Below are 18039 nucleotides of genomic sequence, written 5' to 3'. Positions count from 1 at the left end.
GTTTAAAAATAATCAATAATATTACTTATTAAATAATTTTGTGATTTTTCATATATATTGCTTTAATCCCTTTAATGACTTAATCTTTGAGTGTAGGATAATCTGTATAGCCCTTACTTCCTGCACCAAAAAATGTTTCAGTATCTGGTTCATTTAATATAGCTCCTGCTTTAAGGCGTTCAGGGAAATCAAGATTAGCTAAAGACCATACTCCAACAGGAACCAAATCAACGGTACCATTTTCAATATCAACTTCTATGTCTTCCAGCTTACGTCCTGCTCTATTAACTAACAGGGGATTTGACCAAATTGTTCGAATATCCTTTAGCAGTTCTTCATTGCCAAGATGCACAATATGAAGATAAGCAAGATTTAATTTAGCCAACTCTTGTGTAAGGTAACGATAAAGATTGGGACCCAGATCACCATCTTGAAGTCCGCCAAGAGTAGTTCCAGGGGAAATACGAAAGCCCGTTCTCTCAGCCCCAATTTCATCAACGACTGCTTTTGTTACTTCAAGTGCAAAGCGAGCACGATTTTCTATTGACCCACCATATTCATCTGTACGTGTATTAGAATTTTCACTAATAATTTCTAACTCCGTATTTCAACAGAAGAACTGACGAATATGGGGATAACATAGTTTGTATTTAATAGTATTTAATAACATATCTATTTTGGCAGATGTTTTTCAATTATTTGAGCTGTTAGCTGTGCCATTTGCTTTGGAGGTTCCACTCTGCCGTTTTGAATCCATAAATTGGTGATGGCATCCATGCCTGAGATAATAAAGGCAGCTGTATAGGCATCAATGAATGAAGGGAGCACGGTCATTATATCAGAAGAATAAATAGTTCGAAAAGCATCAAACAATGATTGTAACTTATTTGATTTATAAAAGTGTTCGATATTTGGTGACTCATAAATAAGCTTATATCTGAATTCCATGAGTTCAAGCAGAGAGAGTTTTTTATCCTGAAGCTGGAGTCTTGCAACTTCATAGTACTGCTGAACTTTGAAGAGAAGGATATCTTCTTTTTCTTTAAAGTGCCGGTAGATTGTCATTCGACCAACTCCGGCAGTTTCAGCTATTTCAGTTAAAGTAATATCTTCTTCTTTTTTTTCTTTTAATAATTGCATGAACGCCTCAAAAATCAGTTCCTTTGATTCGTTTATTTGTTTCATTCTTTTCATGATGCATATTCCTCGCGTTCGTATCAGTTAATGATATCGGGTTGATTAATCATTAAGTCCATTATATAATACACATACATATGATACAATGTATCATTTAACCAAAAAAGAAAGGTGATAGGTTGAAAAACAAAGAGATGTTTTTTCAACTACAGATTAACGAATATCCTATCGAAAATTGAATATTCAGGAAAGAGGTTATTATGAAAAATATCTTAACGAAGAAAGTTTTAATTGGTTTAGTTCTTATAGTATTAATTGCTGTAGGTGTGCTAATATATCTGTTCGGCGGCAATATGAAGGAGTTCGCAAATCGCATTCCAGAAGTAGAAAAATCCCAATATATGGATGATGTTAAAGACAAAAGAGATTTACGCTATGGAGAAATAATCCCGGTTTTTTGTAAAGGTGCAAAGCTGTATGTAGAAGTTTATAATACCATGGGATCGAATGAGTTGCCTCAGGAACTGTGGGAAAAGCTGGATGCTGATGAAATGGCAAAAACATATGGTGCAAAGAAAGTAATATTAAATGGTCCGAGGTATTGGGTGTTAAATGATATTGTCGGTGCGGGTCAAACTGCTGAAGGGAAAGTGGCTGATTTTGGAGGAATCGAGATGACTCAACGTGCTGTTCTGCATTCGAATATATTCAGCGGTACAGTCGGTGGTAAGACATATAAAGAAAATGTTGTAAACCGATCGACAACATATGAATACTGGAAAGGCAACATGGTCTATGAGTTAATAGCTCCGGATGGATCCGTATATAGAATGCAGTCTTATTCACAGCAGATAGATCCAACACTAACAATTGATGATCTTGAAACTCTTGGATCAAAGCTTAAATTACCTGATGGATGGAAGTATAGTACCAGAATTTTAAAAGAGGATTCAATTATGAAAGCGAATGGTAAGGCTTTTGTAATTAATGATGATTTAGGGAGTTCCTATCAGAAAATTGAGGAGTAATATAGGGGGTGTAAAGGTTGAAAAGGATATTGGTAATTATGGTTATTTCTATCGCCATTGTAGGCGGTTTAAGTTATATTGGGTTTAGCATGTGGGCAAAAGGTAAGCCGAATAAGGAAAATGTTGAAGGAGAAACAGAAAAAATTAACGATATTGTTATAACTCATCATTTTGCTGAGGCGGCAGGGTTAAAATGGCATTATATAGAAGCGGGTGATTCTACGAAAGAAACTATTGTCTTTGTTCATGGCGTACCCGATTCATGGTATGGTTGGATAAATCAAATTTTGGCTATAGCGGATGATTATCATATCATAGCAATAGATATGAAAGGTTTTGGGCAATCAGATAAAAAAATAGATGGAATGAATACTGATGTAGAGATAGCACAACAAACAGTAAAGCTGTTTGACGTTATTGGTATTAAGTCATATTACCTTGTCGGTCATGATTGGGGAACTGCAATAACCGATGTAATTGCAGCTACAAACACAGAGAAAGTGCTAATATACGTTCGCATTGAGGGTGCCGGATTAGAAGTGGATTTAAGTAGAACCAAGCAATTGGTTAAACTTAGAGATTCAGAGGAAGGTGTGAAATTATTAAGTAAAGCACGGCTTTTAGTTCAAAAAGCATATAGCAATCTAACAGTACAGGAAGTACCAAAGGAAGCTATTGATTATGCCATTGGTGAGTTCAGTAGGAAAGGAACTGCTAAAGCAGTTCAACAGTATTATATTGGGCTTGATATCAGTGAAGAAAATATGGATGAAATTATCCAAAATAAAAAGGATAATTTTGCGAAGATGACAATGCCAGTTTTATTATTGCAGGCTGAGAGTGATCCGCTTCAACCTATAGACTCTTTAGAAGGTTTAAAAGAAGCGTTTCCTGATGCAAAATTGCAAATCGTAAAGGGTGCAGGACATTTCCCCCAGCAAGAATGTCCGGATGTAGTTACTAATGCAATTTTAAGCTTTATTGGTAGGAATAAAAAATAAAGTTCCCTCAAAAGCATCTTTTGCAATAAAAATTTGTCTTTCTGGAAGATTGACCCTATGTAAATGACCACAGTCTGCAAATGCTTTACTTCCAATAGATGCTATGCTTTCAGGTATAATGACTTCCTCAAAGACCTTGAATCTTTGAAAATGCATTTTCATTTATACTAGTGATTTAAATCTGGTTCATAGTTTGTTTTTTGAACCAGATTTAAATCATTTTATGTGCTATGAACCAAACTTAATTCATTTTCTAAATATGAAATTGTGTATATTTCATTTTTACTCTTATAAATTAGCTCTTATATACGATTTCATCTGGTACCCAACCTTTAATGGCGAAATGTCCCACGGTATGTTCATTCACTTCTTGAATCCATTCGACTTCGTTGTTTGCCTTTGTAGCTAACAGATGATTAGAGGTTCCAGATTGATACAGTGAAGCATTGATAACCCACCATTTTGTAGCAATTTCTGCACGTTTTAGATCCTCTTCTAGTCGCATTGCTTCATAAACCGGTGTTACCTCTGGTAATGTGATGATTATAACCTCTGTTTCATTTGCATTTCTCAGTCTTGGTAGTAAATTTTTAACTGAATCAGGTATATCTCCTTGTGTACGCATCACTTCTCGGTGATAGTTTTGAGTAGAATCCAGAAGTAATAAGGTATGCCCAGTTGGTGCAGTGTCAATGACGACAACATCATCCTTATCAGCCATCTCAACAATCTCAGCAAAAGCTCTGAAAACAGCAATTTCCTGCGTACATGGAGAACGTAAATCTTCTTCTATATAGGCAATATCATCTTCTGACATTGTCTCTCTTGCTTTTGCAAGAACTTCTTCTTGATATTTCATCAGCTCTTCTTGTTCGTCTATATGACTTAAACTGATGCTATTACTTTCACTTATAACAAATTTTAAATGTGCTGCTGGATCAGTTGAAGCAAGGTGTACTTTCTTGCCTTTTGCAGACAAGCCCAATGCAATTTCTGCAGCAATGGTTGTTTTCCCAACGCCTCCTTTTCCCATTGTAAATATTACTTTCTTATCCGTCAGATATAAATTATCAATAATATCGTTAAGCTGAAAAATACTTGGTAGATTTATAGCTTCATTCTTAAGAATGTAGTGATCTGAGGTGAGTAGTGATCTTAAATTCTCTATTCCGGTAATGTTATAAGCCCTAAGTGGTATTTGAAAACTTTTAAGTTTTTTTAGATTTTCTGGTATTTTTTCTATTGCATTTTGTTGCTTAGAAAAAAACTTTTCAGAAACATTATCATCATAAGAGGGCAACATACCATTTATGATTAATACCTGGTTATTAACACCAATGTCTGATAGTTCACTAGAAGCTCTCTCCGCTTCTTTTAAAGGTACCCGCTCTGGTCGAGAAACAAGAAGTAAAGTAGTTAAAGTCTTGTCTGATAAGGTCTCAACGGCTCTTTTATATACATCCTTTTTACTCTCCAAACCTGAAAGCTGTCCAAGGCAGGAGGCACCATGTGTGCTTTCACTGATGAAATTGCTCCAGGCTGAAGGGAGTTGCAACATTCGAAGGGTATGGCCGGTTGGGGCCGTGTCAAAAATGATATAGTCATACTCTTCCTGCAACATTTCATTTGCCATAAAATTTGAAAACTCATTAAAAGCAGCGATTTCTACCGTACATGATCCTGACAGCTGTTCTTCCATATTTTTTATTACGGAATCCGGTAACTTACCTCTATAGGGAGAAATTATACTCTCCTTATATTCCGCTGCAGCTTGTAACGGATCAAGATTTGCCACAATAAGATTCGGTATCCCTGCAATTTCAACACCTTTGTTGGTTAGCACAGTTTTAAAAACATCTTGTAAATTGGAAGCTGGATCAGTACTGATTAGAAATACTCTTTTTCCACTATCAGCAAGAGTAACAGCGGTTGCACAAGCAGCGGAGGTTTTACCAACGCCGCCCTTTCCCGTAAAAAACAGGTATTGGGTCAGTGAAATAACTTGTGGATTAAAAATTTCCATTAGGGACCTCTCTCTTTAACTAAGATATATATCTATTAGTCAAAATAATACTTATTATGAATGCTTTCTTAGCAACAATTGCCACCAGAGCATCCGCAACTTCCAGACCTTTTTATCTTTGCTCTTACAGTTTTAGGCTTACTTCCTAATACATTTGTTGAAAGGCCTAATAAATTCACAAACTCATCATTACTTGGGTATCTACCAGTAATCACGATTTCACCATCCACTACAATTGCTGGTAATAAATCTACACCGTTTGCATTTATGAAATCATTAATAACTTTATTATTAATAAATTCTTGTGGGGAATTAGTTAGATTAAATCTCTCAATTACAAAACCATCCTCATTTTTTATTTTATTTAGTACGGTTGAAATTCGTAGTAATTCTGGATCAACGCCTACTCCACAAAGACCTGTTGAACAGCACATAGCCGGTTCGTAAATAGACAATTTTTTCATTAATAATTCTCCTTTTTCTTATTGATTATTTGCTATTGGTTGTGGGAACCAATGTTTTGTTTTATTAACAAACTTCACGAGTAAAAGCATAACAGGAACCTCAGTCAGTACTCCTACTGTACAGGCAAGCACTACCGGGGAAGTTGGTCCGAAAATTGCTATTGCTACTGCCACAGAAAGTTCAAAAAAATCAGAAGCTGCTATCAGAGCTGCAGGTGCTGCTATGTTATGGGGTTGTTTGGTCCATTTGCATATCTGATACGTAAAGGTAGCTGAAATAACATTTTGCAATATAAGCGGTACGGCTATTAATAGAACATATAATGGCTGCTCTAAAATGATACTTCCCTGGAATGTAAAGATAATTATTAGAGTAAATAACAATCCCAAAGTCGTGATACCATCAAATTTGGTAACAAATTTTTCGTTGAAGTATTCTAATCCTTTCTTCTTTATCATGAAAGTTCGTGTAAGAAATCCACCAATTAACGGAACTACTACAAATAATACGATAGAAAATATAAGCGTATCCCAGGGAATTTGTACATTGTTCACACCTAACAGGAATTGAACCAACGGTACAAAAAGTACCAATATAAGAAGATCGTTTACCGATACCTGTACAAGTGTATGTGCCGGATCCCCTTTCGTCAGATTGCTCCATACAAATACCATTGCAGTACAAGGAGCTGTACCTAATAGAACTGCGCCTGTAACAAAATCTTGTGCTAAATTTGCAGGTATCAATGCTTTAAATAATACAAGAAAGAAAAGTGATGCAAGCCCAAACATCAAAAAAGGTTTAATCAACCAACTACTACCGCTGGATATTACGATACCCAATGGATGTTTACCAACATTTTTTAATGCCTGAAAATCAATCTTCATCATCATTGGATAAATCATAATCCAAATGAGTACTGCAATAGGGATGTTTTGCCCTGCAAACTGCATTTTGTTTAATACTTCAGGAACTCCAGGTAAAAATCGTCCAATCAATATACCTGATAGCATACAGAGCAATACCCAAACGGAAAGGTATTTTTCAAAAAAACCGATACCTTGTGCTTTTTCTTTTTTCATTTCTCTAACTCCTTTAATGTGGTTGTTTATTACAATTACATAATCCTTGTGCCTTACATTTCTGATATGCTTCATGATCCGATGAAAAGGTTGGAAGTTTAATAAGCTTTTGTCTCAGATATTCCCATAACTCTTTGTTTTCCTGGATAAAGTCTTTATTTAATCGGTAATAGGTCCATTGAGCATTTTTATAGCTGTCAAGTATTCCACTCCTTTTCAATACTGACAAATGACGTGAGGCATTCGATTGAGTCATTCTAAGAGATGATTCAATTTCACAGACACACAATTCATCTTCCGATATCAACGACAGAATACGTAATCTACTTTCTTCAGATAAGGCTTTAAAGATTTCTACCATGGTATTTTCCTTCCTGCTTCTTAGATATATGAATATATGCGCATATAATCATATAAATACTTACAAAATACTTTTTGCTACGTATAATATTATTTTTTATTTTGTGTTTTACTGTACTGCTTCTGGCCTCCGGATAGGTTATATACTTTTTTTAGTCCTCTGCCCATGAGAATGTTTTGGGCTGCATTACCTGTCACACCTTTATTACAGTAAGTCACTACTACTTCTTCTTGATCTATTTCTGGTAATTCGCTTCTTAATTTTGAATGTGGAATACTCTTTGCCGATTCAATATGGTTCTTTTCATACTGTGTGACTACTCTAGCATCAATCAAAGTATACTTCTCACCGGATTCAATCAACTCATCCAACTCCTGTGCAGTCAATAAGGGTCTGCCTTTATGAATGGCATTATCGAGTATCATACCAGTATACATTACAGGATCTTTTGTTGTTGAAAAAGGAGGGGCATAAGCTAAATCCAGATGGAACAGGTCTTCTACTTTCGCTTTAAAAGTAATAGCTGTGACAAATACATCAATCCTTTTATCAACACCCTCATATCCAATAATTTGAACACCAAGAAGTCTGCCGGTTGCCTTATCCGCAATCCCCTTAATTACCATTTCTTTGCCGCCCATGTATTCCGGTTTATTTGGTTTTATATTATGGCATACGGCTATATTATAACCTAGTTCATGAGCTTCACGTTCTGAAAGACCCGTTTGTGCTACTGTCAAATCAAATATTTTAAAGATTCCAGTTCCGAGTACTCCTCGAAATTCGAGATTACCTCCTGTTATGTTATCGCCAGCGATCCTACCGGTTTTATTGGCGGTAGAACCTAAAGGTCTGTAAACCGGTTTACCTGTCACAACATGAAATTGTTCTATACAATCACCACAGGCATAAATATTTTTTCGGTTGGTCTCCATTTTGCTGTTTACTTTAATGGCACCCGTTTCTCCAAGTTCTATACCTGCCGCTTTTGCCAGTTCAATATTTGGCCGGACCCCCGTAGAAAGTAGAACCATATCAGCTGTTAGCTTTGTATCATCTGATAATATAACGTAGTTTTCAGAAATCTCTTTCACAGAGATTTCTGTCATAAGGGAAATATCTTTATTTCTTAAATGTTCTTCAACATAAACAGCCATATCTGGATCTAATCCTGGCGTAACCTGTGGTAACCTTTCTATTAATGTTGTACTAATTCCAAGATTCCTTAGGTTTTCACACACTTCAAGACCAATAAATCCTGTACCAACAATTACTGCAGATTCTGGATGATAACTATTGATATAATCCTTTATATGATTCATATCATTGATATTTCTTAATGCAAATACATGTTTTAAGTCAGTATCTTTTATTGGAGGAATTACGGCTCTTGCCCCTGTTGCAAGTACTAATTGATCGTAATGATCAATGAACACCTCATCTGTTAAAAGATTTCTAATTGTTATTTTTTTCTCATCTGGATGGATCGACAAAACTTCATGTAGTGTATAAATATCAACGTTATATTTACTTTTGAAGAAAGCAGGGTCACGCGGAGTCAGTGCATCAGCACTTTCAATCTCTCCCCCTATATAATAAGGCATTCCACAACCGGAGTAAGATATAAAGTTATCCTTTTCATATATTATAATTTCTGATTCTTCACTATTTCTTCTGGCTTTCGCTGCAGAGGATGCCCCAGCAGCTACGGCGCCAATGATAATAATACGCATTACTATTCCTCTTTCATTAGTCGCAATCACAGGATACATCCATATCAAGTAATACAGCTGCTTGCATGATTTCTTGTAATAAACTATTTGCTTTCGCAAATCCTTTTTGACTAAGCGAATAATACATCCACTTACCTTCTCTTCTACAATTAATTAATCCCGACTCACATAAAAGTTTCATATGATGAGATAAAGTTGATTGGGAGATATGCATTACCTCTAATAAATCGCAAGCACATTTTTCTCCGCTTTTTAACAGATCAATTATCATTAATCTATTGGGGTCACACAAGGCTTTAAATACAGTAGCATTTTGTTCATATTCATATATTTTATCCATAGTATCACCTCATATCTATTCTTATCGATATGTTTATTATATTATTCACATCGATATATGTCAATATGAATAAATAAAAAAATAGACTGCCATTGCAGTCTATCGAAAGACAATTAGTTTTTAAGTTTTAACGAATACAGCAAGGTTTTCTTCTACTCCAACATTCATTACAACAATATTCATCGTATGCAGAGTCATTTTTGTATGGAAACAACGTAAGAACGAGCTAAAGTAACATAACTCCTATTAATGCTACCATAATATCGCCTCCTATTAGTTGCCTATTTTACTACTTCTTCTTTCTACTAATACAACATCATGCCATTTACCATTATCCATCATACCAAGTTTTTCTCTATAACCAATCTCTCTGAAACCACATTTTTTATGTAAGTTTAAGCTTGCAATATTCTCTCGGATTATACCTGATTGCAATGTCCAATAACCATTTTCTTCAGATAATTTGATAAGCTCCTTTAGAATTTCTGTTCCGACTTTCTGTCCACGACATTCAGGGGATATGTAGATACTAAGTTCAGCCACACCTGCATATACACATCGGCTAGAAACTGGAGATATTGCAGCCCATCCAAGTATTTTATCTCCTTTTCTTGCAACTAATCGGCATTCTTTGCTATGTCCATTATTCCACTCTTCCCAACTTGGTGCAGAATTTTGAAATGTTGCTATTTTTGTATTGATTCCTTCTGTGTAGATAGCAACAACCTGGTTCCAATCTGCTTCCTTCATCTCATCTAAAATATAGTCCATCTTCTCAGTCTCCTTATTAATATGCCTTAACGTGTGCACCAACAGATATCTTATATGAAACCTTTTATGAGCTCCACATTTTTATTCCTCCTACTGTCTTTCATGTTATTAAATGTTTAACAACGCCTGCTTGCTTCAACAGCACTCGTTAGTAGCTGCAGGCTTTCTAAGACCTGATTCCTTTTATCCTCCGGAATGGAGCTAAAAACGCTTTGAAAATAGCTGTTCATATTCTCTTCTGTATTTTTAAATATAGTTCTTCCATTATCCGTTAACTGAATGATTACATACCGTCTATTTTCCATATCCAATTCCCTAAGTACAAGATCAGCTTCAACAAGATTGTTTATTGTTCGACTCATAGTACTTTTATCCAGTCCCAATAAATCAGCTAACTCTACTAAGGTTATTTTTCCTCTTCTACCAATCTCAACAATGGCATGACACTGGGCTATACTTATACCACAGCAAGAGGCATCACTTTTTTCTAAAATACCTAAATCTCTTACTAAAATTCTTAAAAGTTCTCTTAATACATTATTTCCTTGGCTTTCCATTTCTATCACCTCACAATCATAATAACATACAACTGTTGCTTTATGCAACTGTTGTGTTAAAAAAATCTCACCCTATATTCTACCACAATTATGAATCAATTATAATTCAATATAATAATTATGAATCAAATATAAATCACAACAATAAAAGTGAACCAAATTTAATTCATTCGACACTACATAACCAAAAATATTTTTTTAACTTATTATGTAATTTCTGTTATATCTATCGTTATAACTAAAATATTGCTCTTTTATTCCTATAATACTGTGTTTTTGATGAAAGAAGCTATCTTCCATCATCACGAAAACGGGCGGATTTAGATGTGATATTTCACAACTATATTGTAGTTCTTAACCTAATGACAATACTACGATGCTTTCAATTGTCGTTGTAGTGGTAATGTCGTTTTAATAATAGTAACGACATTACCACTCAAACACTTATGTTTAAAGGGTTAATTAATAATTATAGTTATGTCGTTTACTTTTTAGTTTTCCCACGTAAAACAATGAGTTTTAGACTGTAATAACCCCAAATGGATAACCCAAAAAATTTCGGATATTTCATTTAGACTAAAACAAGGCTTTTAACACCTGAATATAATTTGCATGGACAATCTGCTTTGCGCCGTAAAACCGGTAGTCGTTCATACGGTCTATCTGTACTTTATTACTATAGAAATATTTTTACTTCGTTATCATTTATTTACCCATTTGCCAGAAGGTGTCTTCTTATCTTACCAGCTTTACTCATGTTTGCTTGATAATACTTCATTATGATATTCTTGTGGTGAACGACCGGTAGCTTTCCTAAAAAATCTTGTAAAGGAGGCTGCTGTTTCGTAACCGACCATTTTAGCAACTTCGTAGATTTTAACATTTTCATTTTCCAATAGTTCCTTCGCTCTTTTTATCCGGACACTATCTATGAATTCAGAAATGTTAACCCCCATGACCTGTTTGTAAAGTCTGGATAGGTAAGACGGGTTTAAAAAGACCTGCTCTGCAAGTCTTACCAGAGAAAGATCTTCATCCATATGCTTCTCGATGAATTTTTGTATATAGCTGATTGCTTTATACGCTCTCTTTTTTTGCTCTTCGCTCTGGAGAGAGAAAATTAGATCAGATAGTTGATATAGATATGCTACCGCTTCTTCCCAGGATTCAAATTTATCGATCCGCATCAGTCTATTCTGATCGAGGTGGAAGGCGATTTTTTCAGTAAGCTTGCAGCGGTTGATATAAGACAAAAGAGTTAAGGAAATCCTATAATAGGCTTCTATAGCTGCATTGCTGTTTTTACTCTTCATTAATTTTAAAGGTATCACCCATTCTGTTAAGGTTTCAAAAAACTTGTCCTTTTGTCCTGACTCAAGATATAATTCTATGGTTTCCATTCCTTGCTGCCTAATCATCAGCTCCAGTACTTTGATATCGGCTTCCAGTTCAGGCACCTCCGAGCTGGTATTGATAATATCGCTTTTAAGTTCATTATCTACTAATAGCATTTCTATATTTGTGCCGATTCGGTAATTCAGTAATTGACTCAGAGAATAATATTTTTTTGATAGGTGCTCCCACCTGCTGGGTTCACCACTTAATACAAAACTGATGGAGGTATCTAGAGACTCACGGCACACAGACTGAATCACCTCAAGGGTTCCTTTCAGGAATGAAATCGTTTTTTTATAATCAGCTATCAGTTCTGTTTGAAGCTGGCTTATTTTAACTAAATCCTTCGGTTGCAGGAACAAAACAAATCTATAACTTTCGTCCATTACACAGACACTAGTAATCCTGGTGCTCAGATACTGGTCAATCATTAGTCTTACGGAATACAGGTATTGCATTTTGCTGCTATAGGATAAATCAGTTGGGAAATTGTCAACATGACCCAATAGCAATAATACCGGCTTGTCCGGATTCATTGAAATTTCAAGTTGTTTAAATTGGGACCTCGTTATTTCTGACGGATCTTCATGGAGCAAATGTAATAAGTAGTCCTTCTGAAATAACTCAAGTGCCATATTCATCTGTTCGTTAGCCGTATGGATCAATTTCTCTATGTTTATTCCATTCTGTATGTCTTTAATGGCATTTTCAACAGCCTTTATTAGTTTCTCGTGTTTCTCTGTTTTCCTGATATAACTTATGCCATTGGGCAGATTTGCTTTATATATATATTTAAATTCATTATAACGGGTAAGAAATATAACCCTGCATTGAGGCCAATTCCTATATATTACATCCCGCAATTGCAAACCATTAATCTCAGGCATACTAATACCTGTAAGCACGATATCAATTCTGGTTCTGTTCAGCCATTTTATTGCTTCTTCGCCTGAATATGCCTTATAGATATCTAAATCCATATTTTCTCTGTTTATAAATACTTCATATAACCCATTTACAATAAATTCTTCCTCATCCACAATCAGTAATCTGTACATATTTATACCCCCTCGGTATTTTGATATTTAATATTGCCTATTGCTCCCCCAAATAAATATAGAAATCTGTAAAACATAACAAGCCATCTACCAGTTTAACAAGCCGATGACAGTTGATAATTTTAGTCACCCCCATTTCTTACTTATTGCACATAAGTGTACTTTTCAAAGTTAACACACCAGCATAGTCATGACAGTTACATTAACCATATAATTATGTTTGTTCATGTTCAGTTTTCTAAAAGCTGATAAAAAGGATATCCCTTTTTAGAAATACGTTCGGCTCCATATGTTATGAATGAATTTAGCATGAGCCCTTGTATTTTTATTTTTTGTATTCACTAAGATGCCTTGTTAACAGAATGAGATTTTCATCCCCTATTCTGGTCATGATTTTTTTGCTGATAAACTAATATTAAGAAAAAGGGGATTAATTAATGATTGTAGCTGCTTTATTCAGCCCGCTGCATAAGAATCTTCTGATGTGGTATACCTGATTTATGTGTCTCTTAGTTTCTAGCCACTTTGGATGTCAATAATATTATACTGCCATATACATATATTTACAATATATTTCAGATAAGTATCCATGAATGGGTGTTATCGCCATATCAATCAAAATTTTACTGCTTCTTACTGTATTATTTATGGCAATCAAAAATCCTCTTGACAGTTGAGCATGTATTGCAGTTTAGTAACCAATTAACAATTCTTTTGCAGGATTGATAACTGACCTGCTAACCGTTCAGAGAATAAACCATGATTGATATAATTATGGGTGGAATTGATTCCGAAGTGAATATTTATGTTACATGAAGGATTAGAATCGTATTAGCACATGAAGAATACGTATGAACATATTAAGTAATTTAGGAAATTGGGATTTTATATTTCCTTTTTACAAGAGGGTTTCATATTTGTATTATTAATCCTATTCAAATTTCCTCTCTTTTGAAAATCGAACATCCGTTAAACAAAGACGGATTCGGTGGATACTGATCTCATTATGAAAGCATTAACTCTAAATCACTATCGTCTGTTTTCAGAATGCGATTATGATTCTTTGCAATAAAAAAACCTCTGTCTCTTCCATCAAAAACTTATGAAGGCAAGGACAAAGGTTAAAATTCAACTTGTGGATATGTTATTCCCTGAACTCCAGTATTTCTTTACATCCGGTATTCACGGAAAAGCTTGTTTTGCTCTATTAAAAGAACAACCAAATCCCGACAGAATTGCTAGAATGCATCTCACAAGGCTTACCAATCTTTTATCTAAGTACTAACAGACACTTTAAACAGTCTACAGCTGTACATTAAAAATAGCTTGCATCGCAATCGGCCGGTATTAAAAATAATACCCTATCTTTTACAGATTTGGCAATCGATAAAGCAGATTGAAATGTACACAGAACAACTCGCCGAAGTGGAGCAATCAATTCACGAGATCATGGATAAGATGGTTAGGGAATTGATTATCAGTGTCGCTTTAAAATAATCAATGTACGATGGAGTTATTTTAATTTAACAGGTATTGTGAAAAACAGCTTTAGAGCCCACATTTTTAAGGCAAATAAGGTAATTTCGTAATAATACCCAACAAGTATTTCTTGAAAATGGAAAAATCAAGTGCATCAATTGTACCGTCAAGATTCAGGTCCCCTGCCGCAAGGTCATTTTGCACCGGGAAATCCGTAATAGACCCGAGAAGGTACATTTTCATCAAAGCATAGTCTGTTGTATCGATACGCCCATCTCCACTTAGATCTCCGGCGGTTACACTTCCTGCGGTAAACTTGAACCAGTTAAGATTGAATAAGTAGCCGCTTCCTCCTGTGAATTTCAGGTATAAGTCATGTTTTCCGCTTACTCCGTTAACACTGCACGTTGCATCAGCCCAAGTCTGCCAGCCTCCGGTTCCGGCAACCGGACAAGTCCCTAGTAAAGGACCGGTAAGACTATCAAGCCTGATCTCAATATTACCTCCGCTGGTGGCGCTGGCTACCCTAGCCTTAAAACTTTCTGCACCATTGCCGAAATCGATATTGTTGTAAACAGCATAATCACCGTTTTCGATATACCCCACATTCTCCCCGCCTTCACTGCTGCTTTCCGTTTGGATTCCAGACTGGGTGCTGTAGCTTTCCCCTTCTATCTGTGAAAAAGCTGATGTCGGACCAGGAGTTGGAGTTGGAGAAGGCGTAGGCGTGGGTGTTACACCTGTACCGGTGAACTTCCACCAGTTGAAGTTAAAGAGAGAACCGCTTCCGCCAGTAAATTTTAAGTATAGATCATGTACTCCTGTTGCTCCGCTTACATTACAGGACTTAGTTGTAAAGGTCTGCCAACCTCCGGTACTTGAAACAGCACAAGTTCCCACCAGTTTCCCGGTCGCGCTGTCAAGGCGGAGTTCAATATTCCCTCCGTTAGTTGCCGAAGCTACTCTTGCTTCAAAAGATGCCGCACCGGAACCAAAATCTACACCTTTTACTTTTATCCAGTCTCCGTTTTCGATATTACATACATCCATTCCGCCTTCACTGCATTTTTCTGTCTCAACACCGGATTCCCAGCAAATTGTTTCAGCTTCAGTTTTGACATATGGGTCTAGATTACCAAGCTGGCTCGGTCCATTTTTGGTAATTGGAATACTGGGAATTGTGCCATCTGCATTGTATTTGAATTCCTCCAGACCAACAGAACGATGGTAGCTTCCGCCTCCCGGTAAATTACCGGTATGGTAAAAGAGGTAGGAATTTCCCCTATAGTCGACTACTCCCGGATGGTTTGTAAAGCTGTTTTGCGAACCCATAATAGTTCCCTTGGAAGTCCATGGCCCGGTAGGACTATTGCTGGTAGCATAAGAGATATTTTCGGATCCTCCGGTCATACCTGCGTATACCATGTAATATAAATTATTACGCTTGTAGAACCACGGACCTTCGGTAAAACTCGCTGGTTTCGGAGATACCTGGACAATACTGCCTGAGTATGAAATCATATCCTGATTTAACTTCACATAATAGAGGTTACCATTCCCCCAGTAGAGATACGCCTGTCCGTTGTCGTCAATGAATACGGTAGGGTCGATATCCTGCGCCCCGTTATTGGTGATTAAAGGTTTCCCGAGAGGATCGGTGAACGGCCCGGTCGGGCTGTCTGATACCGCTACACCGATTACCCTTGCGCCCCCGGCGTTTTTCCGGGTCATTGGAACGTAGAAATAAAACTTCCCGTTCCTGGAAATAACCTGCCCAGCCCATGCATCACCTTGGGCCCAACTAAATGTTTTGTAAGACAACGGTGATCCATAATCTGTCCAGTTTTGCATGTCGGTGGATGAATAGCATCTCCAGTCATTCATGGTATAGAAATTATTGACGATGGTGTCCTCGTCATGAGTGGTATACAAATAGCAAGTCCCGTTATAGACCATCGGGGCAGGATCCGCTGTATAAATCGTTTGTACGATGGGATTGTCTGCATAACACACTGTTGAAAGAAATAGGGAAATAACAAACAGGAAAGCTACAACTCCACATACCTTTTTCATGGATTTACCTCCAATTCAATAGGATACTTCGTTATAGTACCCAGCAGGTATTTTCTTAAAACGGCAAAATCAAGTGCATCAATTGTACCATCAGCATTTAAGTCCCCGGCCACAAGGTTTTGTTCTGGGAAATTTGTAATTGACCCAAGAAGATACATTTTCATCTGAGCATAGTCTGTTTCATCGACACTCCCATCTCCACTTAGATCTCCGGCGGTTACATTTCCACCGGTAAACTTGAACCAGTTAAGATTGAATAAGTAGCCGCTTCCTCCCGTGAATTTCAGGTATAAGTCATGTTTTCCGCTTACTCCGCTAACATTGCACGTTGCAGCAGTCCAAGTCTGCCAATTACCAGTTCCGGTGACTGCACAAGTCCCTATTAAAGGACCGGTAAGACTATCCAGCCTGATCTCAATATACCCTCCGCTGGTGGCGCTAGCTACTCTAGCCTGGAAGCCTGCCGCACCGCTGCCAAAATCGATATTGTTGTAGATTGCATAATCCCCATTCTCAATATACCCGATATTCTGTCCGCCCTCGTTACAAGTTTCGGTTTGGATTCCCGACTGGCTGTCGTAACTCTCTGCTTCGATCTGTGTGAATGCCGATCTTGGGCTAGGAGTTGGCGTTCCATAATCCGTAAATCCATTCGCACACGCCATTTGCGAAAAGTTCCAAAGGCTTGGTTTCCAAACAGTCCAATCATGACCTCTTCCTGGAATTTGATAATAGGTGCAAGTGATATTATTGCTCTTACAAAAATTAGCGATACCGTCACTGTAAGATAAATTATCATTGGTTCCAATGCAAAGAAACAATAGCTTCATCTGCTGACGGGTAGCTGCTGGATCTGGAAACAACTTGCTGGTCGGATAGGCAACAGGTCCGCCGCCTGAAAAACCTCCTACATAGGCGAATTTGTTCATATTTGTACACCCAATATTATAGGATTGCGGACCACCATACGAAAGACCGGCAATTGCTCTGTGAAGGCGGTCAGTATAAACGGAATAGTGTGAATCGATGTATGGTATAAGGCTGTTGAGTATATCATCCGGAAGCTTATCATCCGATATTGATGATGTATTAGCATTTGGTGTTACAATGATAAATGGCTGAATATTGCCATCGGCAATAAGGTTGTCGATAATGACATTGGCTGCGCCTCCGCCTGTAAACCAATCACCTTCACTCCCGCCGTAACCGTGCAATAAATAAAGGACGCTGTATTTATTGCTTGTTGAATATCCTGGCGGCAGGTAAATTCTCGCCTTCCTCTGGCTGTTTGTCGCTGATGATTGATAAGTAATACTGTTGACCTGCCCATGTGGAATATTATTCCTGGCTTGGTCATATCCTGTTGGCGGCAAGGTTGGGAGCGCTGCCGCCGCCATCGGTTTTACAGGCATTGCCATAAGTACTGCAAGAACGAAAAAAGCTGGTACTATTTTCCTGCCAATTTTGTTCATTAAGGTTTTTAGTCTCATTTTTTATATCCCCTTTCTTTTTTATCGCTGCTATCCCCCAAAAAAT

Annotated in this window: 16 protein-coding genes; 2 read left to right on the top strand and 14 right to left on the bottom strand. The window is 36.9% G+C overall.

Annotated features, from left to right (window positions below):
* Positions 1–79: 79 nt before the first annotated feature.
* Together R2R35_RS01005 and R2R35_RS01000 are read right to left on the bottom strand one after the other, a co-directional pair.
* Entirely contained in the window at positions 80–589 is a 510-nt protein-coding gene (locus tag R2R35_RS01005) for an oxidoreductase (RefSeq protein ID WP_317734865.1), read from the bottom strand.
* Between the two features lie 83 nt (positions 590–672).
* A complete protein-coding gene (locus tag R2R35_RS01000; RefSeq protein WP_317732639.1) occupies positions 673–1194 on the bottom strand; it encodes a TetR/AcrR family transcriptional regulator in 522 nt (173 codons plus the stop codon).
* Positions 1195–1397: 203 nt separating this feature from the next.
* Between R2R35_RS01000 and R2R35_RS00995 the strand changes: the two genes are divergently transcribed.
* Both R2R35_RS00995 and R2R35_RS00990 read left to right on the top strand, forming a co-directional pair.
* On the top strand, positions 1398–2165 hold the full coding sequence (locus tag R2R35_RS00995) for a hypothetical protein (protein WP_317732638.1): 768 nt from the start codon (positions 1398–1400) through the stop codon (positions 2163–2165).
* A gap of 17 nt (positions 2166–2182) precedes the next feature.
* Entirely contained in the window at positions 2183–3166 is a 984-nt protein-coding gene (locus tag R2R35_RS00990; RefSeq protein ID WP_317732637.1) for an alpha/beta fold hydrolase, read from the top strand.
* Here the strand turns inward: R2R35_RS00990 and R2R35_RS24620 are convergent.
* The 12 genes from R2R35_RS24620 to R2R35_RS00935 all read right to left on the bottom strand — a co-directional run bounded on the left by R2R35_RS24620 (position 3137) and on the right by R2R35_RS00935 (position 17993).
* Positions 3137–3322, bottom strand: a complete 186-nt coding sequence (locus R2R35_RS24620) for a leucine-rich repeat protein (protein WP_442872308.1) — start codon at positions 3320–3322, stop codon at positions 3137–3139. The two genes, R2R35_RS00990 and R2R35_RS24620, sit on opposite strands and share 30 nt — an antisense overlap.
* Positions 3323–3461: 139 nt before the next feature.
* Positions 3462–5189, bottom strand: a complete 1728-nt coding sequence (gene arsA / locus R2R35_RS00985) for an arsenical pump-driving ATPase (RefSeq protein ID WP_317732636.1) — start codon at positions 5187–5189, stop codon at positions 3462–3464.
* 68 nt (positions 5190–5257) lie between these two features.
* Complete coding sequence (gene arsD, locus R2R35_RS00980; RefSeq protein WP_317732635.1) at positions 5258–5653, bottom strand: arsenite efflux transporter metallochaperone ArsD; 396 nt, start codon at positions 5651–5653, stop codon at positions 5258–5260.
* Positions 5654–5671: 18 nt separating this feature from the next.
* The gene (arsB, locus tag R2R35_RS00975; protein WP_317732634.1) at positions 5672–6736 is read right to left on the bottom strand and encodes an ACR3 family arsenite efflux transporter; all 1065 of its coding nucleotides are present in this window, start codon (positions 6734–6736) and stop codon (positions 5672–5674) included.
* 13 nt (positions 6737–6749) lie between these two features.
* Positions 6750–7097, bottom strand: a complete 348-nt coding sequence (locus R2R35_RS00970) for an ArsR/SmtB family transcription factor (protein WP_317732633.1) — start codon at positions 7095–7097, stop codon at positions 6750–6752.
* An 89-nt stretch (positions 7098–7186) separates the two neighbouring features.
* Complete coding sequence (locus R2R35_RS00965; protein WP_331670299.1) at positions 7187–8869, bottom strand: FAD-dependent oxidoreductase; 1683 nt, start codon at positions 8867–8869, stop codon at positions 7187–7189.
* On the bottom strand, positions 8847–9170 hold the full coding sequence (locus R2R35_RS00960; RefSeq protein WP_317732632.1) for an ArsR/SmtB family transcription factor: 324 nt from the start codon (positions 9168–9170) through the stop codon (positions 8847–8849). The genes R2R35_RS00965 and R2R35_RS00960 overlap by 23 nt, the downstream gene beginning before the upstream one ends.
* Before the next feature lie 273 nt (positions 9171–9443).
* Positions 9444–9941: a GNAT family N-acetyltransferase gene (locus tag R2R35_RS00955; protein ID WP_317732631.1), complete on the bottom strand. Its 498-nt coding sequence runs from the start codon at positions 9939–9941 to the stop codon at positions 9444–9446.
* A gap of 116 nt (positions 9942–10057) precedes the next feature.
* On the bottom strand, positions 10058–10498 hold the full coding sequence (locus R2R35_RS00950) for a MarR family winged helix-turn-helix transcriptional regulator (RefSeq protein ID WP_317732630.1): 441 nt from the start codon (positions 10496–10498) through the stop codon (positions 10058–10060).
* Positions 10499–11247: 749 nt separating this feature from the next.
* Positions 11248–12951 carry a response regulator transcription factor gene (locus tag R2R35_RS00945; protein WP_317732629.1) on the bottom strand — a complete coding sequence of 568 codons (1704 nt, stop codon included), beginning with the start codon at positions 12949–12951 and terminating at the stop codon, positions 11248–11250.
* Positions 12952–14514: 1563 nt separating this feature from the next.
* Entirely contained in the window at positions 14515–16503 is a 1989-nt protein-coding gene (locus R2R35_RS00940) for a carbohydrate-binding protein (RefSeq protein ID WP_317732628.1), read from the bottom strand.
* Positions 16500–17993 carry a carbohydrate-binding protein gene (locus R2R35_RS00935; protein WP_331670194.1) on the bottom strand — a complete coding sequence of 498 codons (1494 nt, stop codon included), beginning with the start codon at positions 17991–17993 and terminating at the stop codon, positions 16500–16502. The genes R2R35_RS00940 and R2R35_RS00935 overlap by 4 nt, the downstream gene beginning before the upstream one ends.
* Positions 17994–18039 lie beyond the last annotated feature (46 nt).

Source organism: Anaerocolumna sp. AGMB13020 (assembly GCF_033100115.1).
Classification (GTDB): domain Bacteria; phylum Bacillota; class Clostridia; order Lachnospirales; family Lachnospiraceae; genus Anaerocolumna.
Note: the sequence above shows the minus strand (reverse complement) of the source record. Positions and strands in the feature narration are given on the sequence as shown.

Excerpts from the sequence above, each read along its gene's own strand:
- R2R35_RS01000 (WP_317732639.1), bottom strand. The coding sequence starts at position 1,194 with ATGAAAAGAATGAAACAAATAAACGAATCAAAGGAACTGATTTTTGAG.
- R2R35_RS00995 (WP_317732638.1), top strand. The coding sequence starts at position 1,398 with ATGAAAAATATCTTAACGAAGAAAGTTTTAATTGGTTTAGTTCTTATA.
- R2R35_RS24620 (WP_442872308.1), bottom strand. The coding sequence starts at position 3,322 with ATGCATTTTCAAAGATTCAAGGTCTTTGAGGAAGTCATTATACCTGAA.
- arsA (WP_317732636.1), bottom strand. The coding sequence starts at position 5,189 with ATGGAAATTTTTAATCCACAAGTTATTTCACTGACCCAATACCTGTTT.
- arsD (WP_317732635.1), bottom strand. The coding sequence starts at position 5,653 with ATGAAAAAATTGTCTATTTACGAACCGGCTATGTGCTGTTCAACAGGT.
- arsB (WP_317732634.1), bottom strand. The coding sequence starts at position 6,736 with ATGAAAAAAGAAAAAGCACAAGGTATCGGTTTTTTTGAAAAATACCTT.
- R2R35_RS00970 (WP_317732633.1), bottom strand. The coding sequence starts at position 7,097 with ATGGTAGAAATCTTTAAAGCCTTATCTGAAGAAAGTAGATTACGTATT.
- R2R35_RS00965 (WP_331670299.1), bottom strand. The coding sequence starts at position 8,869 with ATGTATCCTGTGATTGCGACTAATGAAAGAGGAATAGTAATGCGTATT.
- R2R35_RS00960 (WP_317732632.1), bottom strand. The coding sequence starts at position 9,170 with ATGGATAAAATATATGAATATGAACAAAATGCTACTGTATTTAAAGCC.
- R2R35_RS00955 (WP_317732631.1), bottom strand. The coding sequence starts at position 9,941 with ATGGACTATATTTTAGATGAGATGAAGGAAGCAGATTGGAACCAGGTT.
- R2R35_RS00950 (WP_317732630.1), bottom strand. The coding sequence starts at position 10,498 with ATGGAAAGCCAAGGAAATAATGTATTAAGAGAACTTTTAAGAATTTTA.
- R2R35_RS00945 (WP_317732629.1), bottom strand. The coding sequence starts at position 12,951 with ATGTACAGATTACTGATTGTGGATGAGGAAGAATTTATTGTAAATGGG.
- R2R35_RS00940 (WP_317732628.1), bottom strand. The coding sequence starts at position 16,503 with ATGAAAAAGGTATGTGGAGTTGTAGCTTTCCTGTTTGTTATTTCCCTA.
- R2R35_RS00935 (WP_331670194.1), bottom strand. The coding sequence starts at position 17,993 with ATGAGACTAAAAACCTTAATGAACAAAATTGGCAGGAAAATAGTACCA.